The sequence below is a fragment of the Scytonema sp. UIC 10036 genome, assembly GCF_009725235.1.
In genome coordinates this window covers 17,616-34,400 of sequence record NZ_WJFC01000136.1, presented here as the reverse complement: position 1 = coordinate 34,400, position 16,785 = coordinate 17,616, and the positions used below count along the sequence as shown (strand labels likewise).

Sequence of the window (16,785 nt, the reverse complement as noted above, 5' to 3'; positions counted from 1 at the left end):
AATCATACACAATTTTATACTTTTGATGAGAAGTTTATAAAAAGAGCTAAGGGATTAACTAGTTGTGAAGTACAACAACCTTAAGTTAGTAATTTTACCCAGTCAAGCATTAATTCCTCTCTCCCTTTCAATCCGGAGCGAACGTACAGTCATTACTCGCTAGAATTGCACCAACCTCAAAAACTTTACAAATAAAATAGAATTCCGATAGGTAGCCAATCTATCAAATTAAAAAAAAATGTTTATCTAAAGTGAATTGCATTGGCAAAAAAGTGAGTGCGATCGCAAAATATGAGAAAATTACCAAACACTGTCCGAACTCCAGGTCTTATCCAAATTCTACATTGGATTCTCAGCCCCATGGGGCAAATGGAAGCCTGTGCCAAACGCTATGGTGACATTTTTACACTAAACTTGATGCGACCAGTTGTTTTTGTCAGTAACCCTCAAGCGCTACAACAAATATTAACAAGTGATACCAAAGAATTTGAAGCACCTAGCGATTGGAATACTGTTTTTGAACCAATGCTTGGGAAGAATTCCGTAATTACCTTAAGCGGAGAAGCACACCGAAGACAACGGCAATTATTAATGCCTCCGTTTCACGGTGACAGAATGAAAGTTTACGGACAAGTGATGAGTCAAGTCACTGAAGAAGTTATGAGTCAATGGCAAATAGATAAGCCATTTTCTGTTAGAAATGCAATGCAAGCCATTGCTTTGCGAGTTATCATGCAAGCTGTGTTTGGATTGTATAATAGCGATCGCGCAGAAGAAATAGAAAAAACGTTATGTTTGTTGTTAGATGAACGTGAAAATACTCCCATAAGAGTTCTTCAACTTTATTTTCCTGCCTTACAAAAAGATTTAGGACCGCAAAGCCCTTGGGGAAAATTTCTTCGCAATCGAGCAAAAGCACACCAATTGCTACAAGAGGAAATTCAAGAACGAAGAGAACAACCAGATGCATCGCGCACAGATATCCTTAGCTTGCTCATGGCTGCTACAGATGAAGATGGTCAGCCGATGACGGATGAAGAATTACGCGACGAGTTGATGACCTTACTGATAGCCGGTCATGAAACAACCGCAACAGGCTTAACTTGGGCAATATACTGGATTCACAAACTACCTGAAGTCAAAGAAAAACTGCAAGCAGAACTCGATTCGTTAAGCGATCTCACCGACTATAGTACACTGTTGAAGCTACCTTACCTCAATGCTGTTTGCTGTGAAACCCTCAGAATTTACCCAGTAGGAATGCTGACCTTTCCAAGGGTAGTCAAAACCCCTGTCTCTATGTGCGGTTACGACCTCAAACCCGGTACAATTCTACTTGGATCAATTTACCTCACTCATCAGCGAGAGGACTTATATCCCGAACCCAAGCTGTTTAAACCAGAACGTTTTTTAGAAAGGCAATTTTCTCCATACGAGTATTTACCTTTTGGCGGTGGTGTCAGACGCTGCATTGGTACTGCATTTGCTCAGTTTGAGATGAAAGTGGTGTTAGCAACCATTCTGTCTCAACTTGACTTGGCGTTAGTCACCAAAAATGATATCAAACCAAAGCGCCGTGGATTAGTTACAGGTCCCCATCGTCCCATAGAAATGGCAGTCATAAGTCCTCATCAAGTTTAAGCTCCAAGTAGGTTGGCATTAAAAATTGTTGTTATGATAAGACAGATGGCAGAAGATAAAAGGTTTTCAGCCAAATTTACTTTTCATTACATACTTCAATTTTTTGCGCCTCTCTACTTAAATTCAGTTTATCAACACCACCAGAAGGGAGTTTCTGATGGGTTCTGACAAATAACTGGTAGCCAACTAGCACAAGGAAACTCGTTTTCTAAACCTTGCAGTCTCATACGTGCTTCACGTACCGATTGATATAAAAGCTTACCAGTGGAAAATTCCCTCAAAAGGTTCTTTAAAAATTCCTGTGCTACTTTGTCAGGTACTGGTTCGCGCATCACAATCATTTGGGGAATATGCAAATCTGCTAAATTAGTTGCTAAACCTAACCCGTCGCAGGAGTTAAAAATCGCTAGATGCAATCCTTGTTCGATAGCTTTTATCAACGCATTCTTCAACTCAGCAATAGTTAAACTATCAGTTTGGTTGAGCCGAAAATAGCCAATTTCTTGCTCTGATAGAGTAAAACTGTGACCAGCAAAAAAGAGGATATCCCACGTTTGCACCCAAAGCTCATCATTTAGCATTTGACGTTGCGGTTCTACTAAAAATTTGACTTCAGCATTGGGTAATTGTTCGAGTAAAACTCTATCTTTTTGCGTATCAATACCAGTACTATCTCCTAAGATGGCTAGTATCTTAATATAAGATTTTGAAGATTTAGGTTTTGATTTTCTCTCATAGGTAGTTGAGGAAAGAGCAAGTTCTGCTTGAGGATAGCGTTCAAAAAAATTCCAAAGTTGTAAGGGGATTCGCCGTATTTGATTATCTTCTGTTTGCAAGAGTATACGAATCAGTTCGTTAGGATTTAATTTTTCTAGTAATTGCTCTTTTATAGGGCGAAATAATTGAGAATTCAGCCATAAATTAACATGAGTTTGTAAATGAGCTGTATTTTCATCACATTCTTTGAATAATTCTCGCTTGCTAATATTAGTAACTTGTGTTGAAGGAAACTTAATTCGCAAATTTCTATCTAAGCTTTGGCGATAAGCCGTTTGCCATTGATTGTATGCTAAATATAACTCTGAAGCTGGAGGTAAATGACCAGTACATTCAAAATAGGGACGCTCTCCTTCTAAAGCTATCTGTAGAGTCACCGGAAATCCTGTAGTAACGGTCAAGGTTGGGGAAACAATACCTGGAATACTCGAACGATGGAATTACCGAATGGAACACGTTTGGGTGATATTCAAACCTTTGGAGTGCGTTTTAAGTCTGGGAAATCGAGCGTCTTTGATACCGGTGACAACTGGAATATGGACAATATCAAAGTAACTTTCGCTGGATCAAGTAATTGCAGCGGTACTTTGATTGAACAACAAGGTAGTCCCTTTGTCCGCTTTACAGGCGATCGCCGTGAATGGAGAACAAACGTTCGCATTCCATAAAAGATTCATCAGAGTTGCACAAGTGAGGGATGTAAACCGCCAAAGTCCCCGTTGAGGTAACTGCGGAGCGTCCTCGCTTGTCCTATACTAGTAGCGGGCTAGAAGCCCGCACCACAAGAAATTTTGGGACATTTTTTGTTTATGAAATTCCCCTTACTACAGACATTACAATTAATAGTCAATCCTATAAAATTTCTAGAAGATAGTGCTGCTCGATATGGCGACCCTTTCTCAGTCAGAGTATTAGGACTTAATTCTCCACCTGTGGTATTTTTTAGTCATCCTCAAGCCATTGCAGAGTGCTTCGCAGTACCAGCTAAAGAGTTAGATTTTAAGAAAGCAACTCATGTTTTTGAACCCTTGTTTGGCTCAAATTCTATAGTGTTGCAAGAAGGGCGATCGCACAATCGACAGCGTCAGTTATTAATGCCACCTTTTCATGGCGATCGCATGAAAACTTACGGTCAAGCTATTTGTAAAATTACCGAAGAAGCCACACAAAACTGGCAAATAGGGACGAGAGTTTCCATGCAAAAAATTATGCCAGATATTACTTTGCAAATTATTTTGCAAGTTGTATTTGGTCTTCGTCCAGGCGAACGCTATCAAAAACTAAGAGAACGACTTACTTCATTATTAGAAGATATCACAAAACCATTATACTCTACTTTATTTTTCTTTCCTCCACTTCAAAAAGATTTAGGTGCGTGGAGTCCTTGGGGGAATTACAAAAAACGGATTGAAGAAATCGATCAACTGATTTATGCAGAAATTTCCGAACGCCGATTAGAAAATGAGAATTTAGACAGCAGTTCTCGCACAGACGTTCTTAGCCTATTAATGTCAGCGAGTGACGAAGATGGACAAAAAATGACAGATATTGAGTTACGCGACCAATTAGTCTCACTATTACTTTTAGGATATGAAACCACAGCTGCTGTTTTAACTTGGGTCTTTTATTTAATTCACTCTCACCCACAAGTTAAAGATAAGTTGTTAGAAGAATTAAATAGACTAGACAATAGAGCCAATCCCGAAGATATTACTCAACTTTCCTACCTGAGTGCTGTTTGTCAAGAAACTTTGAGAGTGCATCCTATTGCCTTGATATGTACGCCAAGAATGGTTAAAGATAAAGTAGAAATTGCTGGTCAGAAATATGAGTCGGGGACAGTTTTAGTTCCCTGTATCTACTTAGCACATCAGCGTCTTGAAACTTACCCAGACCCCAAAAAATTTCTGCCCGAAAGATTTTTAGCTCAGAAATTTTCGCCTTATGAATATTTGCCTTTTGGTGGAGGTTATCGCGGCTGCATCGGTACAGCATTTTCCATGTACGAACTAAAATTAGTGTTAGCAACAATTTTGTCGCGCTTTCAATTAGCACTTGCTGACAATCATCCAGTTCATCCAGTCCGTAGGGGAATTACTATTGTTCCTTCTGGTGGTGTTAAGATGATTATAAAAAATATTAGCACCAAATAAAATTTTCTATATCTTCATGTAGATACACCTCCAAGTATCAGCGTCTAAATTAGGCAATAAGAGATGTAGGGTAGGAAATAGTGAATTTATGTTAGAACAGCAAAAGATTGAAGAACAAATGCTGTCACAAGTAGCTGAAAAAACGCTATCTCAGCAGATGGATAGTGTTGACAAAATAGAAGTAGATGTACAAACTGACCTGCTAAAGATAATTCAGGGAGAAGTTGATGGAGTCTCGGTTGCAGGTCGGGGGCTAGTTATAAAAAACATCCGCTTACAGGAATTAGTACTGCAAACAGACGGTGTTTCCGTTAATCCTCTAAGTGCTCTATTTGGTCAAGTCGAACTTAATAAGCCAGTTAATGCGACTGCTCGTGTTGTGTTGACAGAAGCAGATATCAACAATGCTTTGAAGTCTAACTACATTCGCAGTCAAATGCAAGATTTTTATTTGAATGTAGATGATAGAATTGTTACCCTTAAGCCGCAAGAAATACAGATTTATCTGCCAGGAAGTGGTAAGATGACATTTAATGGAAAAATCCTGGTACAAGATCGAGGCAAGACTCAATCGATATGTTTTGCAGCAATGGTTAGTCCTCGCACTCAAGATAAACCCGTGATGCTAGAAAATTTCAACTGCACTGAGGGAGAAGGGATTGCTCTAGATATAGTTGTTGCTTTAATGGAAAAGGTAAAAGAACTGCTCGCTTTACCATATTTTGTATTTGATGATATGGCTTTACGTGTGAAAGAGATGAAAGTACAAAAAGAAAGCCTAAGACTTTTGGTAGAAGCTTATGTAAAAAATCTACCTTCTGCACAGTGAGTAGTGACCAGTGAATAGGGGTTTAAAATTGGGAAATTGACTTTTTGAAAGCAGCTTCTAGGTTTAATAATATTAAGGGTTAACCTTAACTGTATTCAGAACCTCGAATTCTTGAAGAAGTCGGGGTTCTCAGTCTCAATATATCTCTAAAGGTTAATTTTTATAACTCACGAGTGATGAAAGGTCACTCGGAATTTTGTATTCTTTGGAATAAATCTAGTGGCTAAAAATCAACTATGCAAACGTATGATGTTGTAATTATTGGAGCAGGACACAATGGGTTAGTTTGTGCTGCTTACTTGTTAAAAGCGGGTTACAGCGTCTTGTTACTGGAAAAGCGTTCTGTTCCCGGTGGTGCGGCAACAACCGAGGAGTGTTTGCCGAAGGAAGCACCAGGATTTAAATTTAACTTGTGTGCTATTGACCACGAGTTTATTCATTTGGGGCCAGTTGTAGAAGAATTAGAGTTACACAAGTATGGTTTAGAATATTTAGAGTGCGATCCAGTTGTTTTCTGCCCCCATCCTGACGGGAAGTACTTCTTAGGTCATAAGTCCCTAGAAAAAACTTGTGCAGAAATTGCTCGTTATAGCGATCGCGATGCCAAAAAATACGCAGAGTATACAAAGTATTGGCAGCGAGCACTTGGTGCAATGATTCCCATGTTTAACGCACCACCAAAATCAATATTAGATATTTTAGGCAACTACGATATCGCAAAAATAAAAGACTTATTTTCAGTTATCGGTTCTGCTAACAAAACGCTGGACTTCGTTCGCAACATGATGACCAGTGCGGAAGATCTTCTCAATGAGTGGTTTGATTCAGAATTTTTGAAAGCACCTCTTGCAAGACTCGCTGCTGAATTAGGTGCGCCGCCCTCACAAAAAACCATTGCCATTGGTGCAATTATGATGGCAATGCGTCACGACCCCGGTATGGCAAGACCTCGTGGCGGTACTGGGGCATTAGTACAAGCTCTAGTCAATTTGGTAACAAGTCAGGGCGGTACTATCTTAACAGATAGCCAAGTTAAGAAGATTTTGATCGATGATGGTCGTGCAGTCGGCGTCCAACTCGAGAACGGTACAGAGTATCGTGCTAAACATGGAGTCATCTCTAATATTGACGCTCAGCGAGTCTTTTTACAATTAGTAGATACAAGGGATATCAATGCTGCCGATCCTAATTTAAAAGAAAGATTAGAACGTCGCATTGTGAATAACAACGAAACTATCCTCAAGATAGACTTAGCTTTAAATGAAGCCCCGCGCTTTGAACGCTACCAACATAGGGATGAATATCTCATTGGTTCCGTATTAATTGCTGATTCTATCGCCCATGTAGAGCAAGCTCATAGTAAATGTACCTTGGGAGAAATTCCAGATTCCGATCCATCCATGTATGTCGTTGTGCCAACAGTGTTAGATCCGACAATGGCACCACCAGGAAAGCACACTGTATGGATTGAGTTTTTTGCCCCATATCAAGTTGCAAATGCAAATGGTACTGGATTAAAGGGTACGGGTTGGACAGATGAACTCAAGAACAAAGTTGCAGATAGAGTGGTTGACAAATTAGCAGAATACGCACCAAATGTGAAAGACGCAATAATTGCACGCCGTGTAGAAAGTCCAGCTGAATTAGGAGAAAGATTGGGTGCTTATAAGGGGAATTACTACCACATTGATATGACTTTAGATCAAATGGTATTTTTCCGTCCCTTGCCAGAAATAGCGAACTACAAAACACCAATTGAAAACTTGTTCCTGACAGGTGCGGGGACTCATCCAGGTGGTTCCATTTCTGGAATGCCAGGGCGCAATTGTGCGCGAGTCTTTTTGCAGACAAAGCATCCCATAGCCCAGACTTTGAAAGATGCACGAGACTCTATTATGTCAACTGTTGAGTCAGTGTTTAGGATTAATTAATGACACCCCTTCCACACAAGTTTTGATGGCTAAGTGAACAGACCCCCCGCTCTCGTTCCCAGCCTCCCTCGTTCCCAGCCTGAGGCTGGGAATGCCTTATTAGAGGCGGAGCCTCTAGTGCTCTGTCTACTCGCTCTGCAGCAGCCCACCTGTCTGCATTCCCAATTTTTGTAGGTTGGGTAAATCTGTGGAAAAATTCAAAGAATGCTTGTAAATGTGGGAGCATCCCAATTTTGTCAATTCACATTTTTTACCCCCCTTAATCCCCCCTTAGCAAGGGGGGAAATCATTCTTGTTCCCGGACTTTTGTAAGGGGAGGGCTAGTGGGGTTTGCTCTTTACGCAAAAACGGGATGCTCCCGTAAATGTTGGGTTTCGTTCCTCAACCCAACCTACATATTTTCGTATTTTTAACCTTAACCGAGCAGCATCTCAATGTTTTATTTTAATAAATATAATTGGTATAATTTACTCATCCAAAAACGTCTTGCATGACAGATCAAATCTCTACAGTAAAAATTGCCCCTTTTGGCTCGTTTTTTTCCACTTTAATGGAACCCCCATGCGCTTCAACAGTCATTTTACAAAAAGCTAGCCCCAACCCAATTTGAGATACTTCTTTCATCGGAGTACCAATTTCGTATTTCTCAAAAATCTTTTGGCGCAATTCTTCTTTAACTCCCGGTCCTGAATCAGCTACCTGAATTCTTGCTCGACCTGGTTTTGGATAATCAGCACACAACATAATTTCACTATTGTAAGGTGCAAATTTAATGGCATTGAACAGTAGATTGTCAAGAACTCGACGAAACAAATTGAGATCTACGCTGACACTACCACCAATTGCAGGTAAGCTTACAACCAGTTTTAGTTTTTTTTGCTCGGCAAATATTTCCAGATCGGAAATTGCTGAATAACAAATAGCAAACAAATCAACTTCTGTTCGTTGAAGAATCATTTTGCCTGATTCTAATTTTGCCATGAGCAGCAAATTATCAATTAATGATTGTAATTGTCTTGCCGATCTAACGATCGCATCGGTTTTTTTTTGCAGGAGTTCAGGGGAAAATTTAGCCATTCCTAAAATTTCTGTAGCCATGATGATTGTAGTAAGTGGATTCCGCAGATCGTGTACAATCATCTCAGAGAGATTTTCTCGCAAGCGCAGAGTTTCTTGCAACGTATCGTATTGTTTCTTGATACGCAACATTGATTTTACGCGAGAACGCAGTTCTACTCCGTTAACAGGTTTGCTAATGAAGTCGTCCGCTCCTAATGCTAGACACTTGGATAAATCTTCTTTCGCAGTCAACGCGGTTACCATAATCACTGGAATGTGCTTCCATTGAGGATGAGACTTGAATTTTTGGCAAAATTCAATGCCATTCATTTGAGGCATCATCACATCTAATAAAATCACATCGGGCTGAAATGCCTTTAGTAGAGCAAGGGCTTGTTCTCCATTAGAGACATAGCTTAATTGATAGCCTTCGGTATCTAATAATGTGTCAATCACATCAAAGTTATCGGGTTCGTCATCGATAATCAAAATTGTAGGTGCAGTTCCCATAATCAGGATCGCTATATTAAGTGTTTGATTGTCTCTACTAAAAGTTTCAGTTTTACAGGTTTGGTCAAATATTCATTTGCTCCTGCTGATATACAGTTTTCCCGATCTCCAGGCATGGCTAACGCAGTCAGCGCAACAATCGGGGTATGAAGAAACTTCCCATCAGCACGAAGCAAACGCATTGCTTCCAACCCATCCATTCCCGGCATTTGAATGTCCATGATAATCAGATCGGGGTGTTGTGCTTTGGCAAGGGACACGGCTTCTCGCCCGTTTCTTGCTACAATCAGCCGATATCCTCTAGCGCCAAGATAGCTAGAGATTGTTGCTATATTCGCTTCGTTGTCTTCTGCCAGTAAGATTAAGGGAGGGGAAGTCGCTTCAATTGGGGGATTTGGAGCAATAATCAGTGCAGTTGCCGGGAACTGTTCTGGATGCTGAACTTTATCTAAAGTATAGCGGAACTTTTCGCGAGTCATTGGTTTCACTAGGTACTCAGCAGCCCCCAAGGATAACGCCTGCGATCGCTCATCCACTAAGGAAATCACCACGACAGGAATATTTTTTGTTTGTGGGTGTGCTTTGAGTTGTTTGAGGACTTCCCATCCAGATAGGTTGGGCAATAAGAGATCCAAAAAGATGAGCGATGGTTGAATGCGGAGTGCTGCGTCGATCGCCCCTTCACCTTTGTCATAAATAGCAGCGTCCATATTCAGTTCGCTCAGATACCGGGCGATTTGTTCAGCAGCGACGCTCGAATCCTCAACAATCAGCACCTGTGAGTTCTTATCTAACAGGGTGCTGTAATTAAGAGCTTGCGAAGTAGGTGTGAAGAGTGAGGTAAAACATCTAACATACGGCAAGCACACTGTAAAACAACTTCCCTGGCTCACTTCACTTGTGACTGCTACCGTACCTCCATGCAATTCTACAAGTTGGCGTACCAAGGCTAAACCCAGCCCAGTTCCAGTATGCTGGCGATTCAAGCTACTATCGATCTGTACAAAGGGCTGGAACAGTTTACTCATTTCCTCTTGAGGAATACCAATTCCAGTGTCAATCACTGAAAAGCAAAGAACAATGGTTTCTTGCTGTTCCTTGGGTTGCACTACCAGCTTGACACTGCCTCCTGATGGGGTAAACTTCACTGCATTGTTCAGCAGATTAATCAGCACCTGGCGGATACGCCGCTCATCGACGACAATTTCGGGTAAGTCGTTTGGGACTTCTACAGTCAGTTGAAGGTTCTTCTTAATTGCTTGTTGCCTAACAAATGCCACACTGGATTTACACAGATAGTTAACGGCAACAGGAGCAGTTTGCAACTCTAATTTGCCAGACTCAATTTTCGACAAATCGAGAATATCGTTAATCAATTCCAAGAGGTGTTTTCCACTGCGTTCAATGGTGGCTATGGCGTGTTTCTGGCGATCGTTGAGCTGACCAAACACTTCTTCCTGTAATCCTTCTGACATTCCTAAAATGGCATTGAGGGGAGTCCGCAGTTCGTGACTCATATTAGCAAGAAACTCATCTTTGAGGCGGGTTGCTTGATGCAGTTCGGCATTTGCCAGATTCAGTTGCTCGTTCATGCGCCGGAGTTGCTCCTCAACTTGCTTTCGCTTGCTGATATCCCGGCACACACAGATTAAGTCTCCACTTTCTGTCATCGTTAAAGATAATCCCTCCGCAAAGGTACTGCCATCCTTTCGAGTTCCAGTTGCTTCTCCTTGCCAATAGCGCTGCTGCATCAGTGTAGGAAACACCTCTTGTTCAAAACGGCTGATTTCTTCAGGAGAGTACAATTTTTTCCAGGTGCTACCGACTAATTCTTCAGGGCTTTCGTACCCGAAGAGTTCCAAATGTGCTTTGTTTAAATAGGTGTAAGTCTCGCCTTCTAAGATAGCGATGCCATCAATAACTGCTTCAATTGCTGCTAGCTGGTGTTGCAAAATTTCTTCTGCTTGCTTGCGTTCGGTAATATCAGTTTCCGAACCAGCCATGCGAATAGCGTTGCCTTCCTCATCCCACAACGCTTGACCCCGATCCAATACCCACATATAGGAGCCATCTTTCTGTTCTACCTGGTACTCTTCTTGGAAAAAGGGAGTTTTGCCAGCAAAATGCTCTTTAATGGATTTTATGACGCGATCGCGATGGCTGGGGTGAATTCGGCTCAACCATTCTTCAAGATTGTCACCAATTTCATCTTCCGTAAAACCCCGCATATCTTTCCATTGAGTTGAGAAAAAAACTTGATTGGTTTTCAAGTTCCAATCCCAGATACCGTCATTGCTACCTCGAAGTGCCAACTGCCAGCGTTCTTCACTTTCACGTAAAGCAGAAGTCCGTTGTTCTATCCTCAGTTCAAGTTCTTGATTCAGCCGACACAAAGCTTCCATTGCTTGTTGGCGTTCTAGTTCAGCGCTGACTCTGGCAGCAAAAATCTGAAGTATTGCCGTAATTCGTGGGATATTTGTGAGTGGTTTCTTGTCTAGTATGGCTAAATTACCAATAACATTACCGCGAATGTCTATCAGGGCAATACTAAGATAGCTTTCCGCTTCAAGGGCACTTAGAAGTTCAACACTGGAAAATAGTTGTTGCACGCCTTCAGCACAGCAAAACATTCCGTTTGCCATCGATTGAGCACAGGGAGTATTTTCTATTGAGAAAGAAATGTTGGGCTGAATTTGTCCATTTGCACAGAGCGCATAAGTAGTAAGGGAATTGCCTTCTAGTTTGGCAACTACTACGTAATCCACGTCTAAGGCAGCTGCTATATACTTGACTAAAGCAGGGAAAAAGTCGTGACCTGTGACGGCTACTGCTCCCTCAACCAAGTTTTGTAAGTCCGTCTGTGCCTGTTTGCGATCGCTAATATCAGTAATCGTACCTATGTAACCTGTCGTTTGCCCATTTGCTCCTTGTTCTGCCACAGCCTGACCAAACACCCAAGTGACTTTACCATCTGAGCGCTGAAATCGGTATTCCAAACGAAATGGTTCTTTTTCTCGGACAGAACGGTTCCATTCTTCAAAAATGAGAGCTTGGTCATCGGGGTGCAATGCTTTGACCCAACCAATTCCTATTGCTTCTACCGATGTCAGTCCGGCGATCTCACACCATCGGTCGTTTACGTACATACAATTTCCTTTCACATCAGTACGAAAAATACCAACAGGTGCAGCAGATGCAAGAGTTGCGTAGCGATATTCGCTTTGGCGCAGCGCTTCTATTTGCTTGTTCCGAAGAATTTGCTCGCTCTCTACTCGAGCAGCCAGATATTGCAGCAAGCTTTCTTGAGCGATCGAGCCAATCACCGCCCCATCATCGTCTAGAACGGGGAGATGACGTATCTGGTAATGCTGAAACAAGCTGAGTGCTACAGAAAGATTGGTGAACTCCGATTGTTTTAGGGTAACAACAGAGTGAGTCATAACATCAGCGATCGCAACTCCCGCAATCTTTTGTCCATTAGCAATCAAGCGCACCACATCTCGCTCAGTAAAAATTCCTACCAGTTGATTGTCTTCCACAATCAATACACAACTAGCACGAGCATCAGCGAATAAGTCATGTGGAGCAGAGACTGTATCTTTTGAGATACGCGTTGCTTGTGCGTTACTCATGAGAGCGATTGCCTTAGCAAGTGGTGTGTCAGGAGTAACAATCAAAGGCGTAAAAGTTATTACCTGTTCTTGATTGTTCAGTTTTGGAGGGGAATTGCAAAACATAGTCATCTAACGGAGCAACAAGCGAAGACAGACGTTTTTAAAATACGGGTAATACTTAGTATATATAAATTTTAGTAATTTTTATAACATAATTGTTTGGGTAAGAATCTACCTAAATTGCCGCTACATCAAAATAAAAGTTAAACAAAAGGTGCAGTTTAATAACTGCACCTTTTGTTTGCCGATTGTGTTCCAATACTTGTCGGTTAAGCCGAAAAATCCGAAAATATGTAGGTTGGGTTGAGGAACGAAACCCAACATTTACAGATATTTGTTAGGTTTCCCCACAGGTTTACCCAACCTACAAAAATTCTTATCCGAGCACTATTGGATTGTGTTCGGCATCGTCTTCAAATTCCAGAAACAAGCTTTTTAGCGTTAGCTGGCTAATTTCAGATAGATTGGTTGGTTTGGAATGATGAACATTAAATTTGCTTTGTTTGGTTTTTCTTCTGTAGTGGGAGTTAATTTCAGCCATTCATGGAAAGTTATTCCTAATTGTGCGATCGCTTGTACTTCTAACTGATATGCCTCAAAACGGCGATTTGTTTCAACCATAGATTCTACGACTTCCAAAATTTGAGGCAGCCGTTTGTAAGCCTCTTGCTTCAAATCATCTTTATTTGGACCGAACCAACCTCCTTTAACTTCAACACGAGTTAAAATTGCGGCTGGTAGCGAGTCTATCCATTGATTGGGGTCTTGCACTAGCTTAATCAGATTTTCACGTTGCATATCAAATACAGCATTTTCATCCAAATTAGGATCGAGCCATTGATAAATTCGAGTCAATCTCCGCAAATCAATTTGACCTTTAAACTCAGGTAGTAGATATGCAGATGGATTGGAGGTTAACAAAAGTTCCACGTATTTTTGAATCCGCGATCGCAAAACATTTGCCCCTTCCTGGAAGCGGTGAAGCGCCGTTTCATGTTCTTCTAATTCTAAATAGCAACGTGCTTCAGCAAGATAAGCTAAAGATAATGATAGCAGATATTCGTCAGCAATTTGGCTCTTTTGCTCTAGTTCTGTATCTGTATAGTCAGTATAAATATGTTCTGCTTCTAAGAAGCGGTTAATAGCTTGTAGAGCACTGCTTCTGCGATTTTCTGGTTTGCTCATTGTAAAAGCGTTAACAGCTAAATCTAGGGCAGCACGAAAATTAGCATAATAGCCAAGGTCTATTTTACGATTAATTTTATTTAAAAGTTCTTCTGCTTGGTGTAGACGTTGTTCTAATTCTTTAAGACGCTGTGCTATTACAGTAAAACCCATTACCGAGATACCAAGATTAAGCATACTTGCAGCAGTAGTTACTTGCAAAATCCCTTGAGTAAGTTGTAGACTTTGCTCTACAGCCCCTAACTGATTTTCAATGCCACCCAACCGCTGATTGACATCAGCAAGTTCTTTTCCTGTCACAGCCGCACTAACAGCTGTTGCTAATAAGTTCCCTCCTGAAATAACAAGATTACTTAAACTTGCTTGTTCTACTCCAATTAGTTTTTGATTGACATCTGAAAGTCCTGTGCCTGTAATAGCTGCATTAGCTACCGAACCAACTGCGTTTGCTCCAGACAATATTAAGTTCAGGAGATTATTTGAGGAGGAAGAAGAATTTAGTTGAGCATCTCTTAACCAAGCAGCAACCTGTTTTGTTGCCACATACCGAATCACACCTCCAACTCGTTCCAAAGTTCCATCTGCCAATCCCTTGACAATCCAATCGGCAAGTAAAAATGTTGCTGTTACTGGTATCATAACGTTCTCCTAGTTGCTAAATTAGGTTATTGGCTAGCATTGGTTAATATCAACCCTTGCGCCTCATTCAGTATTCCCCAGCACTGCTAGTATTTAACAACTCGAGGATCTGTGAGTTTAAACCTTTTATATACTCGTGCAAACTCTTGTTTATAATGAAAGTTAAAAGACAAAGCTGGTAAAAAATGGCAGAAATTGTTACTATAGAACTTCCTGAGGTGCTAGCACAGCAGCTAAGAGAAATTGCTGCCCTTACCCATCGGCGACTTGAAGATGTATTAGTAGAATTCATTGACCGCGCCATTACTGAATTACCTGTGGAGTCACTGCCTAATGAGCAGGTTTTGGCTTTGTGCGATCTACAAATGCTTCCTCAACAGCAAGAGTCTTTGAGCGATCTCTTAGCACGGAATCGGGAGGGTCAACTTAATGAACCAGATGTGAGAAAATTAGATGAATTAATGCAGATCTACCGACGAGGCTTGGTGCGTAAAGCAAAAGCTTTGAAAGTAGCTGTTGAACGGGGATTGAAACCTCCTTTGAATTAATAGCAATGGCTCGCAGTTACATTCCTATTGAAATAGAACGTCGTGTTCGGAAAGATGCCCGCAATCGCTGTGGTTATTGCTTAAGTCCTCAGCATCTAGTCATGGCTCGTTTGGAAATTGAACATATTATCCCAATTTCCAAAGGTGGTAGTAATGACGAATCCAATTTGTGGTTAGCTTGTCCTTTATGTAATGGCTACAAAAGTGATAAAACTACAGGGGTCGATCCGGAAACGGCAGAGAAGATCGAGCTTTTTAACCCACGCACTCAAGTATGGTCTGAACATTTTTACTGGAGTGAAGATGGTTTGTGTATTGTTGGTAAAACACCAACTGGTCGGGCAACAGTTGTAGTCTTACATCTGAGTGACGATCCGGATGCAATAGAAGTTCGCAGTTATTGGGTATCAGCTGGTTGGCATCCACCAAAAAATTGAAATTCTATTCGTTAGAGATGTTTTTTCATCTATCCTTGTATCAAGATCTCCTAGCCCCCCTTAAAAAGAGGAAAATATTTTCATTCATCCCCCTTTTTAAGGCGAACCACTGCTGTGGGCGGGTTTCCCATCTTTTAGCATATGGCGTGGATTTAGGGCAATCTAAAGTTTTGGATACCTCAGTCACCACCCTTACCCCCCTTAATCCCCCCTTATAAAGGGGGGAAACAGGAAATTTAAGTCCCTCCCCTTTATAAGGGGAGGTTAGGAGGGGTAAAAATTTGGTATTACCCTTTATAAGGGGAGGTTAGGAGGGGTAAAAATTTGGTATTAGATTAATAGGCTTCCTATCAAGCATCAATAATTATTTTCTTATTTATTACTGCTAACAAAACCGACAAATCTGAAGAAACTCGTTGAGTTAAATTTAGGGTTTCAACAGCAGTTTCAAAAGTTTTTCCTTGCAGTATCTGATGACCGATTGCCATCAACTCAGACCAAGTAATATCGCTTTCAATATAAGCTTTAGCGATAGTAATGAGTAAATCTTGGTATTGATTACCCTCAGATTTAGTCATCATGGTGTGAGGAATATCAAAAATTTTTTCAACAGAGAAATACCAAGATTTTGGTTGATGTTGAAGTGTGTTTTTGAACAAATCTTGTAATTCCTCTCGCTCGATTGTGCAATCGCTTTCCGCAACAATCGTAAATATTGGTGCAATAGGTTGAGTTTTCACCCTGTTGAGCGTTTCTTCACCCATCTCTAAAAAAATCCGCAAAGCCGGAACACGAAAACCTTTATAGCCAAAATTCCCAGGATTATCTTTATTTAACCATTCAATATAAATTGGTAAAACTTCTACAAATAAATCTACAAGTGAATTAGTCCCACTAATATAAGGAGCAAACAGTAAAGCTTTGTTAATTTCTTGGGGACGTTCTAGAGATAACCAAGCGGCTAAATTTCCTCCTGTGGAGAGTCCTCCTATCATGACTTGTTCCCCTAAAGTTCGTGCAACCGCTAACCAATAAAGTGCAAACTCTTGATAAACTTTTACCTCTGTAGGAAGAGGGGGGGGATTATTGCCATCCCAATGTCCTGCAGCTCCATGACCGGGCTGTAAGGGAACTAAAACATTATAACCAGCGTCAAATAATGCTTTTCCAATTGGTTCAAACTGGTAAGGACCAGCGGTAAATCCGTGAAAGAAAAGGCAAACCTTGGAAGTTGGATGCGGGTGAAAAAAGAATTTTGAGCGGCAAGCATTATTCTTTATTGGGAGGTCATCTTCAAAAGCTTTCGTTCGTTGAATGATGGCATTTATTACGGTGGTATAATTAGACATAATTCATAGATTTGTTGAAAACCGCTTTTATTTAACTAGAAGTTACAGCTAAT

12 protein-coding genes are annotated in these 16,785 nt (G+C 40.9%); 7 read left to right on the top strand and 5 right to left on the bottom strand.

The annotated features are described in order from the left end of the window. Positions 1 to 291: 291 nt before the first annotated feature. Positions 292 to 1,641, top strand: coding sequence for a cytochrome P450 (locus tag F7734_RS41505; protein WP_155750237.1), 1,350 nt, complete (start codon positions 292 to 294; stop codon positions 1,639 to 1,641). Between the two features lie 131 nt (positions 1,642 to 1,772). Here the strand turns inward: F7734_RS41505 and F7734_RS65700 are convergent, their stop codons facing one another. Then, positions 1,773 to 2,795: a CHAT domain-containing protein gene (locus F7734_RS65700; protein WP_347566368.1), complete on the bottom strand. Its 1,023-nt coding sequence runs from the start codon at positions 2,793 to 2,795 to the stop codon at positions 1,773 to 1,775. 57 nt (positions 2,796 to 2,852) lie between these two features. Here F7734_RS65700 and F7734_RS41495 point away from each other — a divergent pair, with 57 nt between their 5' ends. The 4 genes from F7734_RS41495 to crtO all read left to right on the top strand — a co-directional run bounded on the left by F7734_RS41495 (position 2,853) and on the right by crtO (position 7,331). Beyond that, positions 2,853 to 3,086: a hypothetical protein gene (locus tag F7734_RS41495; RefSeq protein WP_155750236.1), complete on the top strand. Its 234-nt coding sequence runs from the start codon at positions 2,853 to 2,855 to the stop codon at positions 3,084 to 3,086. Between the two features lie 141 nt (positions 3,087 to 3,227). Next, on the top strand, positions 3,228 to 4,571 hold the full coding sequence (locus tag F7734_RS41490) for a cytochrome P450 (RefSeq protein ID WP_155750235.1): 1,344 nt from the start codon (positions 3,228 to 3,230) through the stop codon (positions 4,569 to 4,571). An 88-nt stretch (positions 4,572 to 4,659) separates the two neighbouring features. Next, the gene (locus F7734_RS41485; RefSeq protein WP_155750234.1) at positions 4,660 to 5,400 is read left to right on the top strand and encodes a DUF2993 domain-containing protein; all 741 of its coding nucleotides are present in this window, start codon (positions 4,660 to 4,662) and stop codon (positions 5,398 to 5,400) included. A 236-nt stretch (positions 5,401 to 5,636) separates the two neighbouring features. Further along, positions 5,637 to 7,331, top strand: a complete 1,695-nt coding sequence (crtO, locus tag F7734_RS41480; protein ID WP_155750233.1) for a beta-carotene ketolase CrtO — start codon at positions 5,637 to 5,639, stop codon at positions 7,329 to 7,331. A gap of 498 nt (positions 7,332 to 7,829) precedes the next feature. Here the strand turns inward: crtO and F7734_RS41475 are convergent, their stop codons facing one another. The 3 genes from F7734_RS41475 to F7734_RS41450 all read right to left on the bottom strand — a co-directional run bounded on the left by F7734_RS41475 (position 7,830) and on the right by F7734_RS41450 (position 14,398). Further along, the gene (locus F7734_RS41475; protein WP_155750232.1) at positions 7,830 to 8,900 is read right to left on the bottom strand and encodes a hybrid sensor histidine kinase/response regulator; all 1,071 of its coding nucleotides are present in this window, start codon (positions 8,898 to 8,900) and stop codon (positions 7,830 to 7,832) included. 11 nt (positions 8,901 to 8,911) lie between these two features. Then, positions 8,912 to 12,637: a PAS domain S-box protein gene (locus F7734_RS61170; RefSeq protein WP_166482475.1), complete on the bottom strand. Its 3,726-nt coding sequence runs from the start codon at positions 12,635 to 12,637 to the stop codon at positions 8,912 to 8,914. Between the two features lie 378 nt (positions 12,638 to 13,015). Beyond that, entirely contained in the window at positions 13,016 to 14,398 is a 1,383-nt protein-coding gene (locus F7734_RS41450) for a hypothetical protein (RefSeq protein ID WP_155750231.1), read from the bottom strand. Positions 14,399 to 14,583: 185 nt separating this feature from the next. On the opposite strand from F7734_RS41450, the gene F7734_RS41445 reads away from it, so the two are divergent. Next, complete coding sequence (locus tag F7734_RS41445) at positions 14,584 to 14,946, top strand: hypothetical protein (RefSeq protein ID WP_155750230.1); 363 nt, start codon at positions 14,584 to 14,586, stop codon at positions 14,944 to 14,946. Between the two features lie 5 nt (positions 14,947 to 14,951). Then, positions 14,952 to 15,383 carry an HNH endonuclease signature motif containing protein gene (locus tag F7734_RS41440; protein ID WP_155750229.1) on the top strand — a complete coding sequence of 144 codons (432 nt, stop codon included), beginning with the start codon at positions 14,952 to 14,954 and terminating at the stop codon, positions 15,381 to 15,383. A 350-nt stretch (positions 15,384 to 15,733) separates the two neighbouring features. Here the strand turns inward: F7734_RS41440 and F7734_RS41435 are convergent, their stop codons facing one another. Beyond that, the gene (locus F7734_RS41435; protein WP_155750228.1) at positions 15,734 to 16,732 is read right to left on the bottom strand and encodes an alpha/beta fold hydrolase; all 999 of its coding nucleotides are present in this window, start codon (positions 16,730 to 16,732) and stop codon (positions 15,734 to 15,736) included. Between the last annotated feature and the right edge of the window lie 53 nt (positions 16,733 to 16,785).